General features: G+C 60.4%; 17 protein-coding genes, 3 pseudogenes and 1 other annotated feature. Of the genes and pseudogenes, 8 read left to right on the plus strand and 12 right to left on the minus strand.

Going from position 1 to position 20,062, the window contains the following annotated elements; translation table 11 throughout:
• The first annotated feature begins 306 nt into the window (after positions 1 to 306).
• The 4 genes and pseudogenes from istA to U5A82_RS03430 all read left to right on the plus strand — a co-directional run bounded on the left by istA (position 307) and on the right by U5A82_RS03430 (position 4,097).
• The gene (istA, locus tag U5A82_RS03415; RefSeq protein WP_326288618.1) at positions 307 to 1,557 is read left to right on the plus strand and encodes an IS21 family transposase; all 1,251 of its coding nucleotides are present in this window, start codon (positions 307 to 309) and stop codon (positions 1,555 to 1,557) included.
• The gene (gene istB / locus U5A82_RS03420) at positions 1,554 to 2,429 is read left to right on the plus strand and encodes an IS21-like element helper ATPase IstB (protein WP_291551347.1); all 876 of its coding nucleotides are present in this window, start codon (positions 1,554 to 1,556) and stop codon (positions 2,427 to 2,429) included. Before istA ends, istB begins: the two co-directional genes overlap by 4 nt.
• A gap of 61 nt (positions 2,430 to 2,490) precedes the next feature.
• Positions 2,491 to 3,552: pseudogene (locus U5A82_RS03425) on the plus strand (IS3 family transposase); the annotation flags it as partial.
• Positions 2,604 to 2,720: a sequence feature (AL1L pseudoknot), on the plus strand. Its footprint overlaps the pseudogene before it by 117 nt.
• 320 nt (positions 3,553 to 3,872) lie before the next feature.
• Positions 3,873 to 4,097: a hypothetical protein gene (locus U5A82_RS03430; RefSeq protein ID WP_326288623.1), complete on the plus strand. Its 225-nt coding sequence runs from the start codon at positions 3,873 to 3,875 to the stop codon at positions 4,095 to 4,097.
• Positions 4,098 to 4,310: 213 nt separating this feature from the next.
• On the opposite strand, the gene U5A82_RS03435 is transcribed toward U5A82_RS03430, so the two are convergent.
• Positions 4,311 to 5,051: an NADPH-dependent F420 reductase gene (locus tag U5A82_RS03435; RefSeq protein ID WP_326288625.1), complete on the minus strand. Its 741-nt coding sequence runs from the start codon at positions 5,049 to 5,051 to the stop codon at positions 4,311 to 4,313.
• Positions 5,052 to 5,084: 33 nt separating this feature from the next.
• The gene (locus U5A82_RS03440) at positions 5,085 to 6,401 is read right to left on the minus strand and encodes an NtaA/DmoA family FMN-dependent monooxygenase (RefSeq protein ID WP_326288626.1); all 1,317 of its coding nucleotides are present in this window, start codon (positions 6,399 to 6,401) and stop codon (positions 5,085 to 5,087) included.
• 139 nt (positions 6,402 to 6,540) lie between these two features.
• Between U5A82_RS03440 and U5A82_RS03445 the strand changes: the two genes are divergently transcribed.
• The gene (locus tag U5A82_RS03445; protein WP_326288627.1) at positions 6,541 to 7,125 is read left to right on the plus strand and encodes a TetR/AcrR family transcriptional regulator; all 585 of its coding nucleotides are present in this window, start codon (positions 6,541 to 6,543) and stop codon (positions 7,123 to 7,125) included.
• Between the two features lie 303 nt (positions 7,126 to 7,428).
• Here U5A82_RS03445 and U5A82_RS03450 read toward each other — a convergent pair whose 3' ends face one another.
• The 6 genes and pseudogenes from U5A82_RS03450 to U5A82_RS03475 form a co-directional block, all read right to left on the minus strand.
• Positions 7,429 to 7,947 carry a recombinase family protein gene (locus tag U5A82_RS03450; protein ID WP_326288629.1) on the minus strand — a complete coding sequence of 173 codons (519 nt, stop codon included), beginning with the start codon at positions 7,945 to 7,947 and terminating at the stop codon, positions 7,429 to 7,431.
• 210 nt (positions 7,948 to 8,157) lie between these two features.
• A pseudogene (locus tag U5A82_RS03455) lies at positions 8,158 to 8,464 on the minus strand (transposase); the annotation flags it as partial.
• A 118-nt stretch (positions 8,465 to 8,582) separates the two neighbouring features.
• Complete coding sequence (locus U5A82_RS03460) at positions 8,583 to 8,963, minus strand: helix-turn-helix domain-containing protein (RefSeq protein WP_326288632.1); 381 nt, start codon at positions 8,961 to 8,963, stop codon at positions 8,583 to 8,585.
• 146 nt (positions 8,964 to 9,109) lie between these two features.
• Complete coding sequence (locus U5A82_RS03465; RefSeq protein ID WP_326288634.1) at positions 9,110 to 10,309, minus strand: IS256 family transposase; 1,200 nt, start codon at positions 10,307 to 10,309, stop codon at positions 9,110 to 9,112.
• A 467-nt stretch (positions 10,310 to 10,776) separates the two neighbouring features.
• Complete coding sequence (locus U5A82_RS03470; protein ID WP_326288635.1) at positions 10,777 to 11,784, minus strand: amidohydrolase family protein; 1,008 nt, start codon at positions 11,782 to 11,784, stop codon at positions 10,777 to 10,779.
• 204 nt (positions 11,785 to 11,988) lie between these two features.
• Complete coding sequence (locus tag U5A82_RS03475) at positions 11,989 to 13,437, minus strand: aldehyde dehydrogenase family protein (protein ID WP_326288637.1); 1,449 nt, start codon at positions 13,435 to 13,437, stop codon at positions 11,989 to 11,991.
• Positions 13,438 to 13,553: 116 nt separating this feature from the next.
• On the opposite strand from U5A82_RS03475, the gene U5A82_RS03480 reads away from it, so the two are divergent.
• Positions 13,554 to 14,459 carry a LysR family transcriptional regulator gene (locus U5A82_RS03480; RefSeq protein WP_326288639.1) on the plus strand — a complete coding sequence of 302 codons (906 nt, stop codon included), beginning with the start codon at positions 13,554 to 13,556 and terminating at the stop codon, positions 14,457 to 14,459.
• A gap of 208 nt (positions 14,460 to 14,667) precedes the next feature.
• Positions 14,668 to 15,125, plus strand: a pseudogene (locus U5A82_RS03485) (transposase); the annotation flags it as partial.
• A gap of 140 nt (positions 15,126 to 15,265) precedes the next feature.
• Here U5A82_RS03485 and U5A82_RS03490 read toward each other — a convergent pair.
• A complete protein-coding gene (locus U5A82_RS03490) occupies positions 15,266 to 16,144 on the minus strand; it encodes an SDR family oxidoreductase (RefSeq protein WP_326288641.1) in 879 nt (292 codons plus the stop codon).
• 129 nt (positions 16,145 to 16,273) lie between these two features.
• On the opposite strand from U5A82_RS03490, the gene U5A82_RS03495 reads away from it, so the two are divergent.
• Positions 16,274 to 16,879: a TetR/AcrR family transcriptional regulator gene (locus U5A82_RS03495; protein ID WP_326288643.1), complete on the plus strand. Its 606-nt coding sequence runs from the start codon at positions 16,274 to 16,276 to the stop codon at positions 16,877 to 16,879.
• 401 nt (positions 16,880 to 17,280) lie between these two features.
• Here U5A82_RS03495 and tnpC read toward each other — a convergent pair whose 3' ends face one another.
• The 3 genes from tnpC to tnpA all read right to left on the minus strand — a co-directional run bounded on the left by tnpC (position 17,281) and on the right by tnpA (position 19,773).
• The gene (gene tnpC, locus U5A82_RS03500) at positions 17,281 to 18,807 is read right to left on the minus strand and encodes an IS66 family transposase (RefSeq protein ID WP_326288792.1); all 1,527 of its coding nucleotides are present in this window, start codon (positions 18,805 to 18,807) and stop codon (positions 17,281 to 17,283) included.
• A 154-nt stretch (positions 18,808 to 18,961) separates the two neighbouring features.
• A complete protein-coding gene (tnpB, locus tag U5A82_RS03505) occupies positions 18,962 to 19,315 on the minus strand; it encodes an IS66 family insertion sequence element accessory protein TnpB (RefSeq protein ID WP_278391367.1) in 354 nt (117 codons plus the stop codon).
• Complete coding sequence (tnpA, locus tag U5A82_RS03510) at positions 19,312 to 19,773, minus strand: IS66-like element accessory protein TnpA (protein ID WP_326288525.1); 462 nt, start codon at positions 19,771 to 19,773, stop codon at positions 19,312 to 19,314. The genes tnpB and tnpA overlap by 4 nt, the downstream gene beginning before the upstream one ends.
• Positions 19,774 to 20,062 lie beyond the last annotated feature (289 nt).

Raw genomic sequence — 20,062 nt, forward strand, 5'->3', positions numbered from 1 at the left:
AAAATCTTCCCGGTGACCTGCCCCCGGGGGCCTTGATTAAAACGTGGAACTTCCGGTTGAATATTCTGGCGTGCTCGCCTGCCAAAACGCGTCAGGCGTGATGCCGTGATGCTCTAGTCCTGCACGAACGTCCGACGCTATTGTGCAAGCGGCCGATTTCCCAATGTTGATGGCGGAGTAAAATGCCCCGGAACGGACATTTGAAAATTCCCCACTTCTTCTGATTGGCCCTTGTCCGGGGCGAGCCCCGGACAAGGGCCAAAGCAAAATATCGGGCATGATCCTCCTGACGGGAGGCGCGCTACGATGAAGAAGCTTGGAGATCTGATAATGATCCTGGATTTACATCGCCAAGGTCTGAAGGTGGCCGTTATCGCCCGCCAGGTCGGGATCGACCGCAAGACCGTCCGTAAATACATTGCGCAAGGCATCGAAGTGCCGACCTACGGACCCAGGCAGCCACGCGAGCGTTTGCTTGACCCTTGGATGGACTATCTGAGGTCCAGGCTTGATGCCTATCCGGGTTTGAGCGCGCGGCGCCTTTTGCGCGAGATTTGCGAGCGTGGTTACACCGGCGGCTATAGCACCGTCCGCGATACGGTGCGTGCATTGCGACCGGCAGGCGGCGGCAGCCCCTTCGCCGTACGCTTCGAGACGCCGCCCGGGCAACAGGCACAGGTCGATTTTGCTCAGTTCCGGGTGCGATTTACCAGCGCGCCGGACAGCGTCCAGATCGTGTGGTTGTTCTCGATGGTGCTGGGCTTCTCCCGGCTGATCTGGGCGCGCTTCGCCCAGCGTCAAACGATGCAGACCGTATTGGCGTGCCACAGAGCCGCGTTCGAGGCGATCGGCGGCGTGCCGCGCGAAATCCTCTACGATCGTATGAAGACAGCCGTTCTGGGCGAGGATGAGGATGGTCGCGTCGTTTACAACCGGACGCTCGGCGAGTTCGCTCACCATTATGGCTTTCTGCCAAAAGCCTGCCGCGCCTATCGGCCCGAAACCAAAGGCAAGGTGGAGAGGCCGTTCCGCTACATCCGTGAAGACTTCTTCTTGGGCGGCACGTTCCGCGATCTCGATGATCTCAACCTCCAGTTCGTAAACTGGCTTGGCAACGTCGCCAACCCGCGTGTTCACGCCTCCACCGGTCGTGTTGTCAACGAGGCGTTCGCCCAAGAGCAGCCGACACTGCAGCTCCTGCCTCTGATCCCGTTCGGCGCGGTTCTCAAGCTCGAACGCAGGATCAGTCATGAAGGCATGGTGAGCGTCGGCGGCAATTATTACTCGGTGCCTGACGCGACACGACGGCGCGTGGTCGAGGTTCACAGCCTGGCGGACGAAATCCATATCTTCGAAGATAATCGGCTGATCGCACGACATCCCCTGCTCGAGGGACGGCGACAACGCTCGCTGCTGGAAGGCCACCGGCGGCAATATCGGCCTAAAGAGGAAAACCCGGTTCCGCATGGCTTTACCGGCGAACTGGTCACGCGCCGCTCACTCGACTTCTACGCCGCCATCGGTCAGCAACTGGCGGCATCGGGAGCAAGAGCATGAACTCGCTTCTTCCTGATCCAACAGCGTCGCTGCTTGATCGCGTCAAGATCAGTATGGTCGGCCTCAAAATGCCGCGCGCCATCGAGGTCGTCGACACCTGCGTCTCCCGCCTCGATCGCGGCGAGATCACCGGGCTGGAGTTGGTCGAACAACTGCTGCTCGAGGAGCTGACGTTCCGCGAGGATCGGCGGATCCGGACCGCTTTGCGGATGGGCCGGCTCAATACTGTCAAAACCCTCGCCGGATACGACTTCTCGTTCCAGCCCTCGCTCGACAAAGCCCGCATCCTGGCGCTGGCCGAACTGAACTTCGTCGCGCGCTGCGAGGTCGTCCACCTGCTGGGGCCGCCCGGCACCGGCAAGAGCCACCTTGCCAGCGCACTTGGCCTGGAAGCCGTCAAAGCCGGCAAAAGCGTCTCGTTCATCACGCTTGCGGACTTGATCGGTGCGCTTGCCAAGGCCGAACGAGAGGGCTCGCTGCGCGAGAGGATCCGCTTCTACTGCAGGCCATCTTTGCTGATCGTCGACGAGATCGGTTACCTCCCGGTCATACCCGGAGGTGGCAATCTGTTCTTCCAGCTGGTCAATGCGCGCTATGAAAAAGGGGCGATGATCCTCACCTCGAACCGAGGCTTTGCCGAATGGGGCGAAATCTTCGGCAGCCCCGTCGTCGCCACCGCGCTGCTCGACCGCCTGTTGCATCACGCCATCGTCATCCAGATCGATGGCTCGAGTTATCGCCTCAGGCGACATGCAGACCTACTACCCGAGCATGTGCGCTCGACCGCCCGGATCACGCCGCCGGCGCCGACAGAAGCTCGTCGCCGCGGGCGACCGCCAAAAGATGGAGGTGTACCGATGCCCGGCTCCTGAACCTCAAACCGCAAAGTGGGCAATTTTTCTCTGCCCATTCCCGGGAAAATTACTGTGCCGTCGACACAGCGGCAAGCGAGCTGGTGTTCCCACCGAACTGGCAGAGCGCCTGAAGGCGTTGGAACGCGAGAACCGTGAGCTGCGGCAGGCCAACGAGATCCTGCGCAAGGCTTCCGCATATTTTGCCCAGGCGGAGCTCGACCGCCGGTTCAAGCGATGACCAGTTTCATTGATGAGCATCGGAGTGAGTATGGGGTCGAGCCGATCTGCCGGGTTCTGCCGATCGCCCCATCTACCTACCATGAGCGTGTGGCGCAGCGACGCGATCCGACGCGTCTGTCTCCGCGTGCCCAGCGCGACGAGGCAATGAAGCCCGAGGTTCGGCGCGTATTCGATGCCAACTTCAAGGTCTACGGCGTGCGCAAGGTGTGGCGCCAGATGCAGCGCGAGGGCTTCGATATTGCCCGCTGCACGGTTGAACGGCTGATGCGTGATCTGGGCCTACAGGGCGTGATCCGGGGCAAGCCGGTGAAGACGACGATCGGCGACAAGGCAGCGCCGTGTCCGCTCGATCAGGTCAACCGTCAGTTCCATGCGCCTGCGCCGAACATGCTGTGGGTGTCGGACTTCACTTACGTCCGCGACCTGGGCGGGGTTCGTCTACGTGGCCTTCGTGATCGACGTCTACGCCCGCTATATCGTGGGCTGGCGGGTGAGCAGGACGGCGCATGCCAGCTTCGTGCTGGATGCCCTCGAACAGGCGATCCATGATCGACGCCCTGTCCATCGCGGTGGCCTGATCCACCACAGCGACCGCGGCAGCCAATATGTCTCGATCAAATATACCGAGCGCCTTGCCGAAGCAGGAATCGAGCCGTCGGTCGGGAGCGTTGGCGACAGCTACGACAACGCCTTGGCTGAAACGATCAACGGTCTTTACAAGGCCGAGGTCATCCATCGGCGGGGACCCTGGCGATCATTTGAAGCCGTTGAATACGCCACGCTCGAATGGGTGGACTGGTTCAACAACCGGCGTTTGCTCGCGCCCATCGGCAATATCCCGCCTGCCGAAGCCGAGGAGCGCTACTACGCCATGCTGGACGACACGCCAATGGCAGCATAATTTAAGCTGAATGGCCTCCGGCAGTCCCGGTGCGGTTCAGAGCGGCTGCGCCGCGAAGTGGCCAAGCTGAAGGCGGAAAGAGACATACTAAAAAACCGTCGCCGGCTGAGCCCGCCTGTGCGCGGTAGAAACGGGTCGTGCTATGGTGCGGTCGGGAGGGTCGCGGCCGATGGCTTATTGGAGGCATGATACCCCGTTAAAAAACGTGGCCCGTGGGTGTTTGCGTACTTGAGAGTGGTGACGCCGTTCTGCGGCGATCCCGGTTAGGAAGATGACGTTTAGCATCGCCCATACCCTCCTGTTTTGAAGGAGGACTTGGAATGAAACGATCAAAATCCGGCGCGTTGTCCATGGTCAATCCACGCGCTGCTGCCATCGACATTGGATCGACCATGCATATGGCGGCCATAAATCCGAACGCCGATGATGATCCGGTGCGAGCGTTTGGGACATTCACCGGCGATCTCCAAGATATGCGCGATGCCGGCGGAGGGTACCGAAGGGATCAGCACCTCGACATCGCTGACGGCCTCATCTTTTCCTGACCGCGCGGGCGCCTGTGGACAGCGCATCGGCGTCGATCGTGTTCGTCCACGCGAATTCGCGACTTTCACTTCCTGGCCGGTTGCGCCCAGCTTTCAGCAAGAGTGCTGTCTATGTGGGCGCAGCCCAGAATTTCGATTTTCATGTCTGCGCCTTTCTGTTCACGACGAAATCGTACGATCGCGGCACGCGCTGCCTCCCTTCGGATCGAAGGCTCACTTCGGAGCCGTGACCTCGCGGTTGCGCGCGACGATCTGCTCGTGGCTGATAGGGGAATTCTCCTCCATAAAACTCTTGATCAGCGCGTCGCGGTCAAGGGGCGCGCGGACCTTGTCCGCTGAAGACAGGGCATCCTGCAACTCAAGCAGCGTCAGTTCGGTGCAATAGGCGGGGGTGCCAGGCTGCTGGCGCCAGGACCCTGCAAGATCGCCTGCATCCACAGCATCGAAGCCAGTTTCGTTCACCAGACGGCTCGCAATGGCCTTGGCGTGCCCGTCATCGCCCGCGACGGGGACCGCGATCCGGCCGGCCGTACCCTCTGCCGTGCCCGCGCTGTCGAGGGTTTCCGCAAGAACCGCGTTGAACGCCTTGACCACCGGCCGGCCCAGTTGCTCGCTTGACCAGACGCTTTCCGGCATGCCACCATCGACGTCCGCAATGTTTCCGTCGCGAAAAGGATAGTAGTTGCCGGTGTCAATCAAGACCACGCCGGCCGGTACGTCAGTCAAGACGCTGGCAACAATGGGGATCTGCGCGAACGGAATCGAGAGGATGATCGCCTCGACGTCCTTGACCGCATCCTGCGCTGTGACCGGGACCGCGCCGATCTCCGCCGCCTTGTCGCGGATGTCGTCAGGTCCCTTCGCGCCCGCCAGCTTCACCGAATGGCCAGCGGCCGCCAGCTTTCGTGCGATTGTACCGCCGATATTTCCTGCGCCGATGATGCCGATCTTCATGTCCATATCCTATCTTGGTAAGAGGTGGGTGGGTCAGCGAGAGACGCGCGGATCGATTCCATATTGGCCGGGCACGCCCAGATGATCACGTAGGGTGCTGCCCTCGTAGTCCCGGTGGAACAGCCCCCGATCTTGGAGGATCGGCAGGACGTAGTCGATAAAGGGATCGAGCCCGTCTGCGTAGACGTCAGGCGACACCCAGAAGCCGTCGGCGGCCTCGGCTTCGAACCATTCCTGCATGTGATCGGCGACCTCGGTTGGCGGTCCGGCCACGACCGGCTGATAATCGATCACGCCATGCGCGAGGATATCGCGCACGGACCAGCCCTCACGCGCGACCGCCAGCGCGCGGAGTGAACGCGGGTCTCCGGGTGATGGACGGGCGACAGCAAGCTGCTGCGGCGACAATGGTTCGTCGAGCCGGACCAGATCGATCCGTACCCCAAGCATCTGCTGGAGATACGAGGCACGCTGAGGGAAAGCCCGTTCGGTCAGCGTGATGCGGCGATCGAGCGCCGTGCGCTTGTCGTCGGCGATGGTGGTCATCAACCCCGCGATGAACTTGATCTCGTCCGGATTGCGCCCGGCGCGTTTGGCAGCATCGCGGAACGCGGAACGGTGGGCGCGCCCTTCCTCGATGGTGAACGCCGCGCCGATGACGGCACTGGCGAAGCGGCCCGCAAGGTTCAGGGCGTTCGAGCTACTTCCGCCCGCATGGAAGACGACGGGCTGGCCCTGTTCCGAGGGTGGGATGTAAAGCGGTCCGCGCGAGGCGACGAACCGTCCCCCCAGATTGATCGGCGCGACCTCGCTCGTCCTGGCGAACTGGCCAGACGTCTGGTCGTGCACCCAGGCGTCCTTGCCCCAGCTGCCCCATAGCGCCTGCACGAGCTGGACCATCTCATGAGCGCGGCTGTAGCGATCCCCGCTCGACGGGATCTTCAGGCCGTAATTCGCAGCGACATCCTCACCCGCGGAAGTCACGGCGTTCCAGCCTGCCCGTCCGTGACTCATTATGTCGAGGGCCTTGAACTGCCGCGCGAGATTGTAAGGTTCGTTGAACGTAGTCGAACCCGTGGCGACGAGGCCGATCCGCTCGGTGCCGCGAGCGACCGCGGCCAGCGTCATCATGACGTCAAGGTTGAAGCCGGGCAATTCATGTTCGATGTCGGCGGCCACGGCGCTGGGACCGTCGGGCAGGAAAAGGAAATGCAGCTTGCCCCGCTCGGCGGCCTGCGCTTGCCTGACCTTTGCGTCGAAGCTTATATAGCTTAGAGGATCGACCCCGGCCATGCGCCATGAGCCGGGCAAGGAGCCGTATCCATTGCCCAGATGCATGCCGATAATCATTTGTCGGGTCATTATGTCCTCGGTCCGTGCGCAGATGCCGCCCTGTTTAAAAGGACGATAGTACATTATATGGAGACACTCTCCGATCGATGGCATAAATACGGAGACACTCTCCGATTTTCAAGGTCTGGACTAAATCATGTTTCAATCGCCGACCGTGCCAAGCTCTCGGAGGGACGCGCAACACAACCGCGCCCACATTTTGGAGGTGGCTAGGCAGGCGTTCGACCGTGACAGTGTCGACGTTTCCATGGATGCCATCGCGAAGCTGGCGGGCGTTGGGCCCGGTACTCTCTACCGCCATTTTCCAAACAAGGACGCCCTGCTGGCCGCGCTGCTGGTCATTCACTATGAAGACCTTGACAATCGTCGCGTCGAAATCGAATCTGGAGAGAGCGATGCGGGCCGAGTCCTTGAGCTTTGGATAGAAGCTCTGGGCGACTGGATGCTGGCTTATGAAGGCCTGCCTGAGCCGTTGCGGGCAGCGTGCCGGAAGGATTCCCCGCTATCCCCGACGTGCGGTGCCGTTATCGAGACGACAGAGCGCATTTTGAAGGTCGCGCAGGAAGAAGGCCTCGCACGACAGTCAGCTAAAGGTCGCGACATTTTTTTGGGGGCACTGGCGATCGCTTGGGCAAGCGGCGCTGCAGCAGCTGGGGATGACACTAGAAACCTACTTCGCGACGTTTTCCAACGAGGATGGTCGCAGCCCAAAATTACATAAACAGAGAAATCATGTAATACTACTGTGAGCGCCATTTAGAAATGCCGGATGGCGCAACATGTCCGATAGCGTCGCGCGATTGGGACGATTCCAGCAGACATCTCCCTTGTTCGGCCCGCTCCGCACGCGATCAGGCAATTGCAGGTCATGGTCGACGAGATAACGCAGCACACCGCTGACCGATCGCCCCCGCTCGAAGACAGCGAAGACCAAGCGGATTGCACGCTGCACTCCCTCATCTGGATCCAGTGCGACCTCGCCCGAAGGCTTCAGCACGTAGCCAAGCGGAAGGCCCAAAAAGAGTTAGCCACGACGGGCATTGGCACATCGGCCTTCGTGTATGCGGGCCTTGAGGATGTGAAGCTCCGCCTCGCTCATCCTTCCCTTGAGCCCAAGCAGAAGGCGATCATTGTAAGCGCCGGGATCATAAATACCATCGGCATCGCCAATGAGCGTGTCGAACAGAGCGCACATTTCGAGCAGTTGGTGCCAGTCGCAGCACGATCGTGCCAAGCGCGACACTTCGATCCCAAGAACCAACCCAACATGGCCGAGCCCCACTTCCGCGACAAGCCGCTGGAAGCCCGGCCGGTCTAGCGCCGATGATCCAGAACGTCCAAGGTCATCATCGATGATGGTCACCTGCTCGCTCCGCCAGCCGAGCCCACAAACTCGATCAGCAAGGCCATATTGCAAGCGGGTCGACTCTCTGTTTTCTACTACCTGCCGCGGCGTCGACTGACGGACATAAACGACGACCTGCCGCTCTGGATGGCGCGGCAGGACCTTTTCAGCCAGCGCCCTGGTGAGTTCCATTGTCATGGCTTGCCTCCCGCGGAAGCGATAGCTGTCGCTGGATCAGCTCCCCCAAAATGACCACAAGCCGCCGGCGTCGATCCGTCGGCAGATCTGTCCAATGGATGTTCTTCCGATATAAAATCGCCATGCCTCGCAATCCAACGGACCTAGCTCAAAAGCGCGCCATGGCCCACCTGCGGCACTAAATGAACCTGTGACTCAGAGGTTCCAACGCCATGCCCTCTCGATCGGATTGAAGTCGGGACTATATGACGGGAGGAAGAGCATGCGCGCGCCAACTGCTTCGATCGCCTCGCGGGCTGCCGCTGTTTTGTGAGCCGGCAGATTGTCGAGAATGACAATGTCGCCGGGGCGCAGCGTTGGGGCCAGAAGCTGCTGGGCATCGGCCCCGAACCATTCGCCTGTCATGGGGCCGTCCAGGACCATGCGCAGTCATCCCCGTCAAGCGCAACGCGCCGGTGAAGGTGGTGGTTTTCCAATGGCCGTGCGGGATTGGCGACCGACATCGCATGCCGCGCCTTGCCCGTCGGCGCAGACGCGCCATCTTCGTTGACGCGCCGGTCTCGTAGATGAACACCAACTGCTCGGGGTTGAGATCAGGCTGCGCCTTGAACCATGCGCGCCGCCACCCGAGAACTTCAGGCCGCTCCCGCTCGCTGGCGTGCGCGGTTTTTTTTGACCGTCATCGAGTGACGGTCGAGGAAGCGCCAGATGGTGTTCGGTGCAAATACGGCTCCATGCTCCGATCGCAGCATCTCGGCCAGTTCAACCGGCGTGATGTCCACCTGCTCGTCGATCGCACCGAGACTAACATCGCGATGGGCTTTAATCCGCCGTGACCGCATGTCGCCGCCCTGGGGCTTCGCCCGTGTCGATCCGCTCTCTCGCCATTCGCGAACCCAGCGAACCGCGCTCGCCGCCGTAACTCCAAAACGCTCGGCTGCCGCGCGCCGTGACAAACCGCCATCGACCGCCGAAATCACCCGCGAACGCAAATCCTCTGAGATGGACTTCGTCATGCCAGGCTGGCCTCCTCGTCCAACTGACATGATGAATTAGATTTTCCAGTCTAAGGAAAGACCCTTGATTCAATGGGATCGTGCCCCAAGGCGTGGTGTAGGTTCGCCTGCGGTAGTCACAGCGACCTCCGGCTAAGCCGGGCTGATCAAGCTGCCATGGCAGGCAACGTGATGATGGGATTATCGCTTAAACCTGAGACGCTCTCAAGCGTCATGTAACGGCATCGCTGCACGGCCCATTCATCATTCTGTTCCAAGAGGATAGCACCAACAAGGCGGGTGATCGCCTCTTCGTTGGGGAAGATACCGACAACATCGGTGCGCCGCTTGATCTCGCCATTGAGCCGCTCGATCGGATTGTTGCTGTGCAACTTTGTGCGATGTTGGGCTGGGAAGGTCATGTAGGCCAGCACATCCTCCTCGGCGCTGTCCATCAGGGCAGCGAGTTTTGGCACGGTAGGGCGCAATTGATCGGCGACGCTACGCCATTGGGCCTTTGCGGCCTCTGGAGTTTCCTGGGCGAAAGCGGTGGCGATGAATGCCGACACGACCCGGCGTCCGCTCTTGCTGGCATGGGCCAGCGCATTGCGCATGAAATGAACCCGGCATCGCTGCCAGGTGGCGCTGAACACTTTGGCGACGGAAGCTTTTATGCCTTCATGGGAATCGGAGATCACCAGCTTCACGCCGCGCAGACCGCGACGGGCAAGGCTGCGTAGAAAATCGGTCCAGAAGACCTCAGCTTCGGAATGACCGATCGCCATGCCGAGCACTTCGCGCCGGCCATCGTTGTTGACGCCGACGGCGATGATGACGGCGACCGAGACAATGCGACCGGCCCGCCGCACTTTGATATAGGTCGCGTCCATCCACAGGTAGGGCCAGTCGCCTTCAATCGGACGATCGAGAAAAGCCTTCACGCGTTCATCGATCTCCACGCACAGCCGGCTAACCTGGCTCTTTGAGATACCGCTCATCCCCATGGCCTTCACCAAATCATCGACCGAGCGGGTTGAAATGCCTTGGATATAGGCTTCCTGAATGACGGCCGTCAGCGCTTTCTCCGCCAAGCGATGGGGCTCCAGGAACCGGGGAAAATATGTTCCCTTGCGCAGCTTGGGGATCCGCAGCTCGACCGTGCCTGCTCGCGTCTCCCAGTCCCGATCCCGATAGCCGTTGCGCTGTGCCAAGCGCTCAGGATCTTTCTCACCATAGGCAGCGCCGGTCACACTGCCCACCTCCAGTTCCATCAGCCGCTGCGCGGCAAAGCCGATCATGTCGCGTAGAAAATCGCCGTCGGCTGTCTTCCCAACCAGGGCGTGCAGGTCCATCTTGTCAGAGGTCATCGGTGGTCTCCGTAAGTTGAGCTTCGCAACTCCAACTTATCCGAAGTTCGCCGGTGACCACCCGCGAAACTGACCGGCCGCTACAGCGCTTTATCGATGAGCGCGCGTCCGGTCAGCTTCGCTAACCCTCAAAACCTACACCACCACCAGGAGCACGACCTTCAATGAGATCGGATTATGTTCTAGCGTGGATTTCCTCGCGGAAATTAGCGCCCGCAGAAGTCCGCCTCTCCGAATCAGGCAAAGTGTCGATCGACCATCATCGCGGAAGAAAGTTGTTGGGCCTGCATCAGATCCACCATCGCTAGATCAGTCGATACCTAATGCGGGTATGCCCTGAACGACATTTCGATTTCCGAATCTCATTCAGGGTCATACGGACCGACTATGATGCGCGACCCGCATATCGTGGCCGCCGCAGCCTAAGGGGCGCGCGGGCGGCTCATCAATAGCGCGTGGCGGTTGGCCTATGACAAGCCGAGAAGCGCGTCGGCGTTGCCGTGAGCGATGCGGGCCCGATCTGCAGGAGAAACCGGCAGGTTGTTGAGGAATGCCGTAGCTTCATCATTGGGGCTGTAGGGATAATCGACCGAGAACAGAATTCGATCCGCACCAAACGACGTCAAAGCTGCAAGAAAAGCGGCGGTGTCGAAGAAGCCGCTGGTTGTGATCCACACCTGATCCAGGATCGTTTGCGACACGTCCCGGTTCAGTCCCAACGCCGCACCTGTCCCGAACATGGCATCGACACGTTTCATCATCATCGGCAACATCTCGCCCATATGGCCGATGATGAGCTTCAGACTTGAATTGCGATCAAGCGCACCGGACAGGACGAGCCGCAGGATGTGTAGGCCGGTTTCGGCGTGCCAACCGAATCCGGCGTTGGACAGGATGAAAGAGGTAAAGTCCGGCAGTCCCTGAAAATAGGCATCCCGAACCGCACGCGGCGCAGGGCCGGGATGGATATAGAGGGGACAGCCCAAGGCTGCCGCACGGGACAGGATCGACGCGAAACGCGGGTCGTCGAGGAACAGTCCATCGGTAGTCCCATTGATCGAGGCACCGCGGAAGCCGAGCTGTTTCACGCACCGTTCCAGTTCGTCGGCGGCGGCCTCGGGTTCCCTCATGGGAAGATGGGCGAACGCCGCAAAACGATCCGGATGCCGTTCGACCGCCTGCGCCAATCGATCATTATATTCGCGCGCAAAGCGCACGCCTTCCTCACCTGCCAGCATCTCAGCACCAGGGCCGACAACGGAGAGCACCTGCAACGTGATCCCGGTTTCGTTCATCGAATCGATGCGTTCCGCCTGCGTATCGCTCAACGCCCGGTCGAGCGCACTTAGCTTCTCGCCATCACCGGTTGGCGCCCACCCTGCTGGCACCCATCCGGATGCGGCTACCTCCGATGCAGGAATTCTGTCAGCTAGTTCGGGCAGCAACACATGTTCTTCCAGGGCAACTATACGCATGATCTTGATTCTCCAGGGGTGTGGATTCAAATGATCGTCCAGGGCCGCAACAGGAGCGCAGCGATCTGGACGATCGTATCCGAATGGTTCTGCCGGCAGCTTTGCCCACTACACAATTTCATCCGGGTAATTGGCAGCTCGCCAACTCGCTCACCTATCGCATTATAGACGGTTGGCTGCCTCGGCGAGGTCAACGGACGAGCCTTATGCGACGTGAATCTGCTTCGACATTGTGTCGGTCCGGCGGGATTCGTAGATCGTCTGTGCATCGGTCGCGGCCATATAACCCCATGGCCCCATCTCGAGACCGACTCCGCTCTGCTTGACGCCGCCGAACGGCTGGGTCGGAAACACATTGTCGCTATGCGTGTTGACCCACACCATGCCGGCTTCGAGCCGCTGCGCCAGCTCGGCTCCACGGACGGAGTCGCTCGTCCAGACCGAACCGCCGAGACCGAACTCGGTGTCGTTGGCCAGTTTCAGCACTTCCTCGACGTCAGAGAATGTGATGATCGGCATGACCGGTCCAAACTGCTCCTCGTCTACAACACGCATACCGTGGCGCGCATCGGCCAGAATCGTCGGTGCGTAGAAATAGCCCGGGCGATCCAGTTTGTGACCACCGGTGACGGCTTTCGCACCCTTGGCCAGCGCATCTTCGACAATCTCGCTGACCTTCTCGAACTGCGCAAGGTTCTGCAAGGGACCTAGCTGGGTGTCGTCTTCCATGCCGTCCCCCAGTTTGACTGTCTCGGCGATCGCAGCTAGTTCCTTGGTCACATCGGCGACGATGCTCTCGTGGACGTAGATGCGCTTGGCAGCGATGCAAAGCTGACCGGAGTTGCGGAAACTGCCCCAGAAGATGCGCTGCGCGATGACCTTCGGATCGGCATCTGCGAGCACGATCGCCGCGTCGTTGCCGCCAAGTTCGAGCGTGACGCGCTTGATGCCAGCGGCAGCGGCGGCAGCCACCTTCTTACCGGTGGCGGTCGAACCGGTCATCGTGATCTTGCGGGTGAGCGGATGCTGGGTAAGCTCGGGGCCGAAGCTCATGCCACCGCTGACTACATTGAGCACGCCGGGCGGGAACACGCCGCGCAGCAACTCGCCCAGGAGCAGAGTGGTCAGCGGGGTGTAGGGCGAAGGCTTGAGAATCACCGTATTGCCAGCAGCCAGCAGCGGCGCGATCTTGCAGGTGGCCAGGATGATTGGGATGTTCCAGGCCGTGATGGCGACGGCGGGGCCGATCGGCTGGCGGATGACGGCGGAGTATGCCACCTCGTCGTCCTGGATGACGTCAGGGGCGATTGCGAGGTCGGCATAGTAGCGGAAGACCATCGTTGCGGCGAAGATTTCGATACCCGCATCGGCCTTGGGCTTGCCCTGCTCCTTCACGAGGATTTCGACGAACCGCCCGGTGTTCGCTTCGATGATGTCGGCTGCCGCATACAGCGCCGCGCGACGCGCGTCCCCCGCATTGCGCCAGGTCTGGAACGCCGCGTGCGCGGCGGTCATGACCTCCTCAACCTGCTCGGGTGTGCATTCCGGCGCCTGCGCGAAGACGGCGCCGGTCGCGGGATTGATGACGTCGAACGTGTCGGTGATCGGTGCCGCCACGCCGTTGATCGTCTGCGTGTAAACGTGCTCGGACATAAAGCCTCCGGTGGTATGGATCAGGCTTCGATCTCTAGTTCTTTTGTGATTTCCGACTAGTCGAAGAGTTTTGACAGCACTATTCCGCAGGAACGAACAATCTTCTATTATGGGGTATGGATCGAATTGCCATCATGCGTCTTTTTGTTCGGATAGTAGAACGGGGTAGCTTTACCGCTGCGGCGGTAGATCTCGGCTTGCCCCGGGCAACGGCGACAACTGCGATCCAGCATCTGGAGCGGGATCTGGGGGTGCGGTTACTGGACCGTACCACCCGCAGCGTCGGGGCAACGCCTGAAGGCCGGCTCTATCGGGATCGCTGCATTCAACTGCTCGCGGATCTGGACGACACCGAGACCCTTTTTCGCGCAAGCGAACCTCGAGGTCCGCTGCGGGTCGATCTCCAGAGCACGCTCGCGCGCCGGTTTGTCATGCCGGCCCTCCCCGACTTTGTCGCTCGATACCCGGACATCGCCCTGAGCATCAGCGAAGGAGACAGAATTGTGGACCTCATCCCCGAAGGCGTGGATTGCGTCCTTCGCGTGGGCGACCTTCCCGATTCCGGCCTTGTCGGACGAAAGGTCGCAAGCTTGAACCAGATCACCCTGGCGAGCCCCGCCTATCTCGCGCATCACGGCGAACCCCGGACGCCCGATGACCTCGAGGGCCACCTAATGGTCGGTTATACAGCGTCAGCGACCGGCAAACCCTATCCGCTGAAATTCGGAGCGGGCCAGCAGTACCGCGAGATTCTTCTGCCCTTTCAGATCAAGGCCCGTGGGGCCGAGAACTATTCGGCTGCAGGTCTTGCCGGTTTGGGACTTATCCAGATACCGCATAGTTGGGTCGTCCAGGAGATCGCAGCGGGTGCGTTCATTCCCGTCATCACTACTGCGCCTCCGCCTGCTCTGCCGGTCTTCATCCTCTACCCGCAGAACCGGTATTTGGCGTCCCGCCTCCGGGTTTTCATCGACTGGATCACCGAGGTATTTCGGCCTCTGAATGGACCGAATGCGCGCTAATCAAAAGCGCGTCAGTCCATCCGAAAACGCCGGTCCAGATCACAATTCGGTTCAGCGGGGCGACGTGAGGCCCCATTAACGGTAATTTTGTGGCCAAGAAAGCGAGAGGGTGGGCGCCTGCCATTGCTAACAAAGCCGCACGTGTCGCGAAGAAACTCACGGTGAGCGGCGAGCGATACCAATGCGTCGCGTCGCCCTCTCTTACTGCGGACGGGCAAGGCGGGGCACCCGCTGTCGGTCTCCCATCCCGCTTGGCCATTGGAAAAACACCACTTTCACCGGCGAGCTGCGCCTGACGGCATCACTGCGCCAATCGTATTGGACAGTCCCATGACCGGCGAATGGTCCGCTGCTTATGCCCAGCAGGTACTGACGCCACCGTTGCATTCTAGTGATATTGTCATCCTCGACAATCTGCCGGCGCATAAGGCAAAGGCTGCCCGTGAAGCCATCGAAGAGGATGGAGCGCGCATGCTGTTCCTGCCGCCATATAGCCCCGACTTTAATCCCATCGAAAACGCCTTCTTCAAACTTAAGGTTATCCTGCGAAAAGCCGCCGCCCGAACCATTCCGGAGTTATGGGATGCGATACGTGACGCGTTGCCACGCTTCGCTCCCGAAGAATGCGCAAACTACTTCACAGCCATCGGGTATGAGCCAGAGTGATCGGATTCTGCTCTAGACATCCAGTGCGACGTCGCAGGTATCACGGGCCTGCAGGGGATCACATGCTCTCCCAAAGCAACGATACGCATGATCCGAGTTCTCCAAGCGTCAATTCACGCTTTTGATGATATGGATGATCGTCAGATCATGGCTTCCATGCCCATAGCTTTCAGGACGCCATTCTGGATCGGGGCGACAGCATCATTGATCTGCTGAACGCCGAAATCCAGGCCGTCGGGCATCACAACGGTGCGCAGTGGACGCCGCTCCGTCGTACCCACCAGCTTTGCGATCGCATCGGCGACCAGTTGTGGGCGCGGCGGGTTGGCGGGATCGAACTGCTGATCGGAATGGGCCACGATCTGGCCAGGTATCGCAGCGATTTCGCCATACGATTCCAGCACTGCGGCATCGGACGGCTGCGGGCTGGACGTAATGAGATTGCTGGGGAACGGGCCCGGTTCGACAATCACTGAATCGATCCCGAAACTGCTGAGTTCGTAACGATAGGTTTCGGCCAGCGCCTCAAGCGCAAACTTGCTGGCGGCATAAACGCCAAAAAAGGGAATGGTGAACCGCCCCATCAGCGACGTGACCTGCACCAGCAACCCGCTGCCGGCGGCACGCATGTGCGGCAGGACGGCGCGATTGGTACGGATGGCGCCGAAGAGGTTAACGGCGAAAAGCCGCTCAACGTCTGGAACCGTATAAGCCTCGGTAACCCCGATCGGCATCAGCCCGGCGTTGTTGACCAGCACGTCGATTTGTCCGTGCCGCGTCATGACTTCGGCAATGGCAGTTTCGATTGATGCCTGGTTGGCGACATCCATCTCGATAACCTGCAACGCTTTGCCGTCGTTCTTGGCGGTTTCGATCAGTTCGTCGCGCACCGCGCTGTTACGACCGTCGACATCCCGCATGGTGGCGATGACCGTGTGCCCCTGACGTGCCAGCTCCAAAACCGTGAGCTTGCCGAAGCCGCTGCTCGCGCCGGTGACCACCACTACCTTTTTGCTCATTTCAAATCCCATTTTCGCTAAACGACTGGGATCAGATATACAGACCTGTCTGTTTATGCAAGTGGAATAGACAGGTTGGTCTATTTTTCCTGTCGAAACCCACTATGTAGCTCTTATGAAAGCCATGACATGCAGCAACTGAACGATCCGGGCGAACGTCCGCTTTCCGCCCTTCCGCCTCGGGAGCGTATCCGGAAGACCGCGTCAGACCTGTTCTGCCGGCGCAGTATCCACACGGTCGGCATCGACCGTATCATCGCCGAAAGCGGCGTGGCCAAGATGACATTCTATAAGCACTTTCCGTCCAAGGCATGCCTGATTGCCGATTATCTCCAAAGCCAGACCGGCGTTTGGATGCAGATGCTTGTAAGCGCAACCCAGCGTCCCGGGCTCTCCCCTGTCGAGCAAGTGCTCGCGATATTCGACGCGCTCGATGCATCTTTTCAGCAGCGGCCGTTCCGTGGATGCCCATTCGTGAAGGGAATGGCAGAGTTTGGCCCGGACGCAGACGCCCCCGAGATCCAAGCGATGATTGATACGTATTTCGAGAGCTTGCACAGGTTCGTTACGGAACTCATAAAGCCTTTGAGTTTGATTGATCCCGGGCGCACCGCCATTCAGATCCTCTCGCTTATCCAAGGCGCAATCGTAATGGCCCAGGCAACGTCTGACCGAGACATAGGCGCCGCCAATCGCCATGCGGCCCGGATACTACTGGAAGCCGTAGGCGTGTAATTCGCTCGCCGCTCTCTCGGAACGCACAGGATGGCATTTTGATTATAACACGGGCTGCGTAATCCCGCCGACGCCGATGAAATGCATAGATGTCCTTGGTTGAACGAAGGCTACAGGCCGACGCATACGGGGGCCTGCTTCGGACTCGCGGGACGCATCAAAGAGTCCCGCTCAGGTTGACTACGGCAACCTTGTCACGGCCGATCGTCCGGCTCCATCGTCATCTTCATGCTGGCGTACCCGTCCCTGCAGTGCCACTGGTCAGCCTGTTGCCCTTCCGAACAAAGAGTCCACCGCCCCGGGGCGTCTGCGACCCGCTTTGGCTCGCTAATGCACACGGTCAATCGTAAGCGGTAAAAATCCCCCACGTGGCCTTGGGAGCGGTGCTGTCATCTGAGTGATCAGGCGGCGCTTGCGATGCTGCTTAGTTCGAACGAAGCTTGGGCGGCGTTGGCATCGAGCCAGTTGTACGGCAACAGATCGTCGATGGGATCGGTGTCTGCGCGGGTGATGATCCGGGCCAGGACATCGCAGAGATAGGCGTAGGGATTGACGTCCAGCATCTTGCAGGTTTCGACCAGCGAGGAGATCGCTGCCCAGTTTTCGGCGCCGAGTTGGTGGCCGGTGAAGAGTGCATTTTTTCTTTGGAGAGTCACCGGCCTGACGGCCCGTTCGGCGGCGTTGTTGTCGATCTCGATCCTGCCGTCGTCGAGGAACCGGGTAAAGCCCGCCCAGCGCTTGAGCGCATATTTCATCGCATCGCTCGTTGCCGATCCAGCCATCATGCGCGGTGCGGTGGCGGCGAACCAGGCATGGAGCTTGTCGACCAGTGGACGGGTTCGCTCCTGCCTGACGGCAAGGCGTTCCTCGGCCGCGCGCCCCCGGATTTCCTTCTCGATGCGATAGATTTCGGCAATGCGCTGCAAGGCGTCCTGCGCGACCGGGGCATCGCTGCCTGCATCGACGAAGCCGCGTCGCAGGTGAGCCCAACAAAAGGACTTCGTGACGCCGGCGTCGGCGCTATCATCCTTGCCGAACTGGTCATAAGCCTGCCAGGCATCGACCTGTAGGATGCCCTGGTATGACCCTAGCAACTGCCTGGCCCACATTTTTCCGCGTCCCGGCATATAGGTATAGAGCGCCAGAGGCGGATCGACGCCGCCATGAGCGCGATCGTCGCACACTATGACCCACATGTAGCCGGTTTTCGTCTTGCCCGTTCCCGGTGCCAGCACCTTGACCGTAGTTTCGTCGACGAACAGACGGGCACGGGCAAGCGCATCGGCGCGCATCCTGTCGGTGATCGGCATCAGCGCAGCGATGCCGCGACCAACCCAGTTCGCCAGAGTGGCGCGGCTGATCTCGATGCCTTGCCGGGCGAAGATCTTCGACTGACGGTAAAGCGGCAAGTGGTCGCAATATTTGTTGATCAGAACATCGGCGATCAGCGCTTCGGTCGGCAAGCCGCCCGGCACGACATGTGCCGGTGCCAACGCCTGGCGAACGCCGTCGCTACAGCAGCGGCAGGCATAGCGGGGTCGGATCGTCACCATCACACGATGCTGGGCCGGGATGATGTCGAGCCTTTCGGACCGGTCCTCACCGATCTTGTGTAGCGCCCCGCCACAGGCACATTCCAGGCTTTCGGGCTCGATCACTGTCTCGAAGCGCGGCAGATGCGCTGGCAGTGATGCGCGCTCGGCATCCGGAGCCCGTCGACGACGCGGCCTGAGGCCATAACGTTCGGCCTCCTCGGCGGTCTTGTCCTGCAAGCCATCGGCTTCGCCAAGGGCGACGCCCTGGTCTTCCAGCGTCAATGCCAGTTGATCGACCGGGAGCTTTTCCGAACGCTTGCCGAAGGTCGAGCGGTTGATCAGCTTGAGGATATGTTCAAGCCGCGCCGCGCGAGCGCGCTCGGCCAGCACCATCGCCTTGAGCTGCTCCACATTATCGGGAAGCTCGTCATATCCAGCCTCCGGGCTGGTCTCGAGAGGGGGTTCAGGATGCGCCGCCACGCCCGTATTCTAGCCGGTTTCGCACGGCTGGGAACACCCCTGCGCCAGACAGAATCAGGCGTGCGATCTACTGTGCATGAAGTGGTTTTGGCACGCGCGGCACATGCATGCGCGACCAGTCCAGCCCCTCGAACAACGCCGAAGCCTGGGCCGCCGACAGCTTCATCACGCCGTCTCCCGGTCGGGGCCAGCGGAACTTCCCATCCTGCAACCGCTTCGTCACGAGTACGAGCCCGGTGCCATCCCATAGCAGGAGTTTTATCCTGTCTGCCCGGCGTGCCCGGAAGACAAAAAGCATGCCTGAGAATGGGTCGAGCCGCAGTTCCTGCTGCACCAGTGAGGCGAGGCCTACCATGCCCTTCCTGAAGTCCACGGGCTGGGTTGCAACCAGCACCTTCAACGGCCCGGGCGGGATGATCACGTGGTCACCCGCGCGGCCAGGAGCACCCGCTCGATATGGTCGGCATCGACGTGCGACGGGATGCGGATCGACAGCCCGCGGGTCTCGATGACGATCTCACCGCCACTCCTCAGGCTCGCGGGCAACGATGACACTGAGGGCGCCGGTGGCCCGGAAGATGGCGGCGGTACGGGAGGTGCAGCCGGGTCTTCGATCACCGCGGGAACAAAGGCCATCCCCTCGGCCCGCTCTCGGAAACGCCCTCGCCAGTTATAAAGCTGTTGCGGGAGCATGCCATGACGCCGCGCCACCTCAGACACATTCGCTCCCTGCTTGAAGCTCTCCTCAATGATCCGCGCCTTCGCCGCCGGAGTCCATCCACGGTTGCCATTCGACAAGGGAATGACATCAAGACGCTCGGCCTTGCCTACCCTCTCAGCCCTTTCAGTTTCGAAACCCGTTTCGAAATCACCACTCATCGCAACCTCGCAAATGCAAGGCGCACTAATTACCAAATCGCCAAATCATGAAAATGTGGGGGATTTTTACCGCTTACGGTCAATCGTCGCTGAACTAAATCGCCCACACCTTTGCGTTCACCTCCGGCGCCAAGTCCAGATAGACATGGCAATGCTTGGCCTAAAGGGGACTGAAAATGCGTGGACGCCGCGCTTGCCGCTTGCCGCAGCTCCCTTCCATCCCACTCGTTGCGGGGAGGGATGTCAGCCGACCGACGTTAAATGATGTGAAAGTAATACATTTTGTGGG

It is taken from the genome of Sphingobium sp. CR2-8 (assembly GCF_035818615.1).
In the GTDB taxonomy this organism is placed as follows: Bacteria; Pseudomonadota; Alphaproteobacteria; order Sphingomonadales; family Sphingomonadaceae; genus Sphingobium.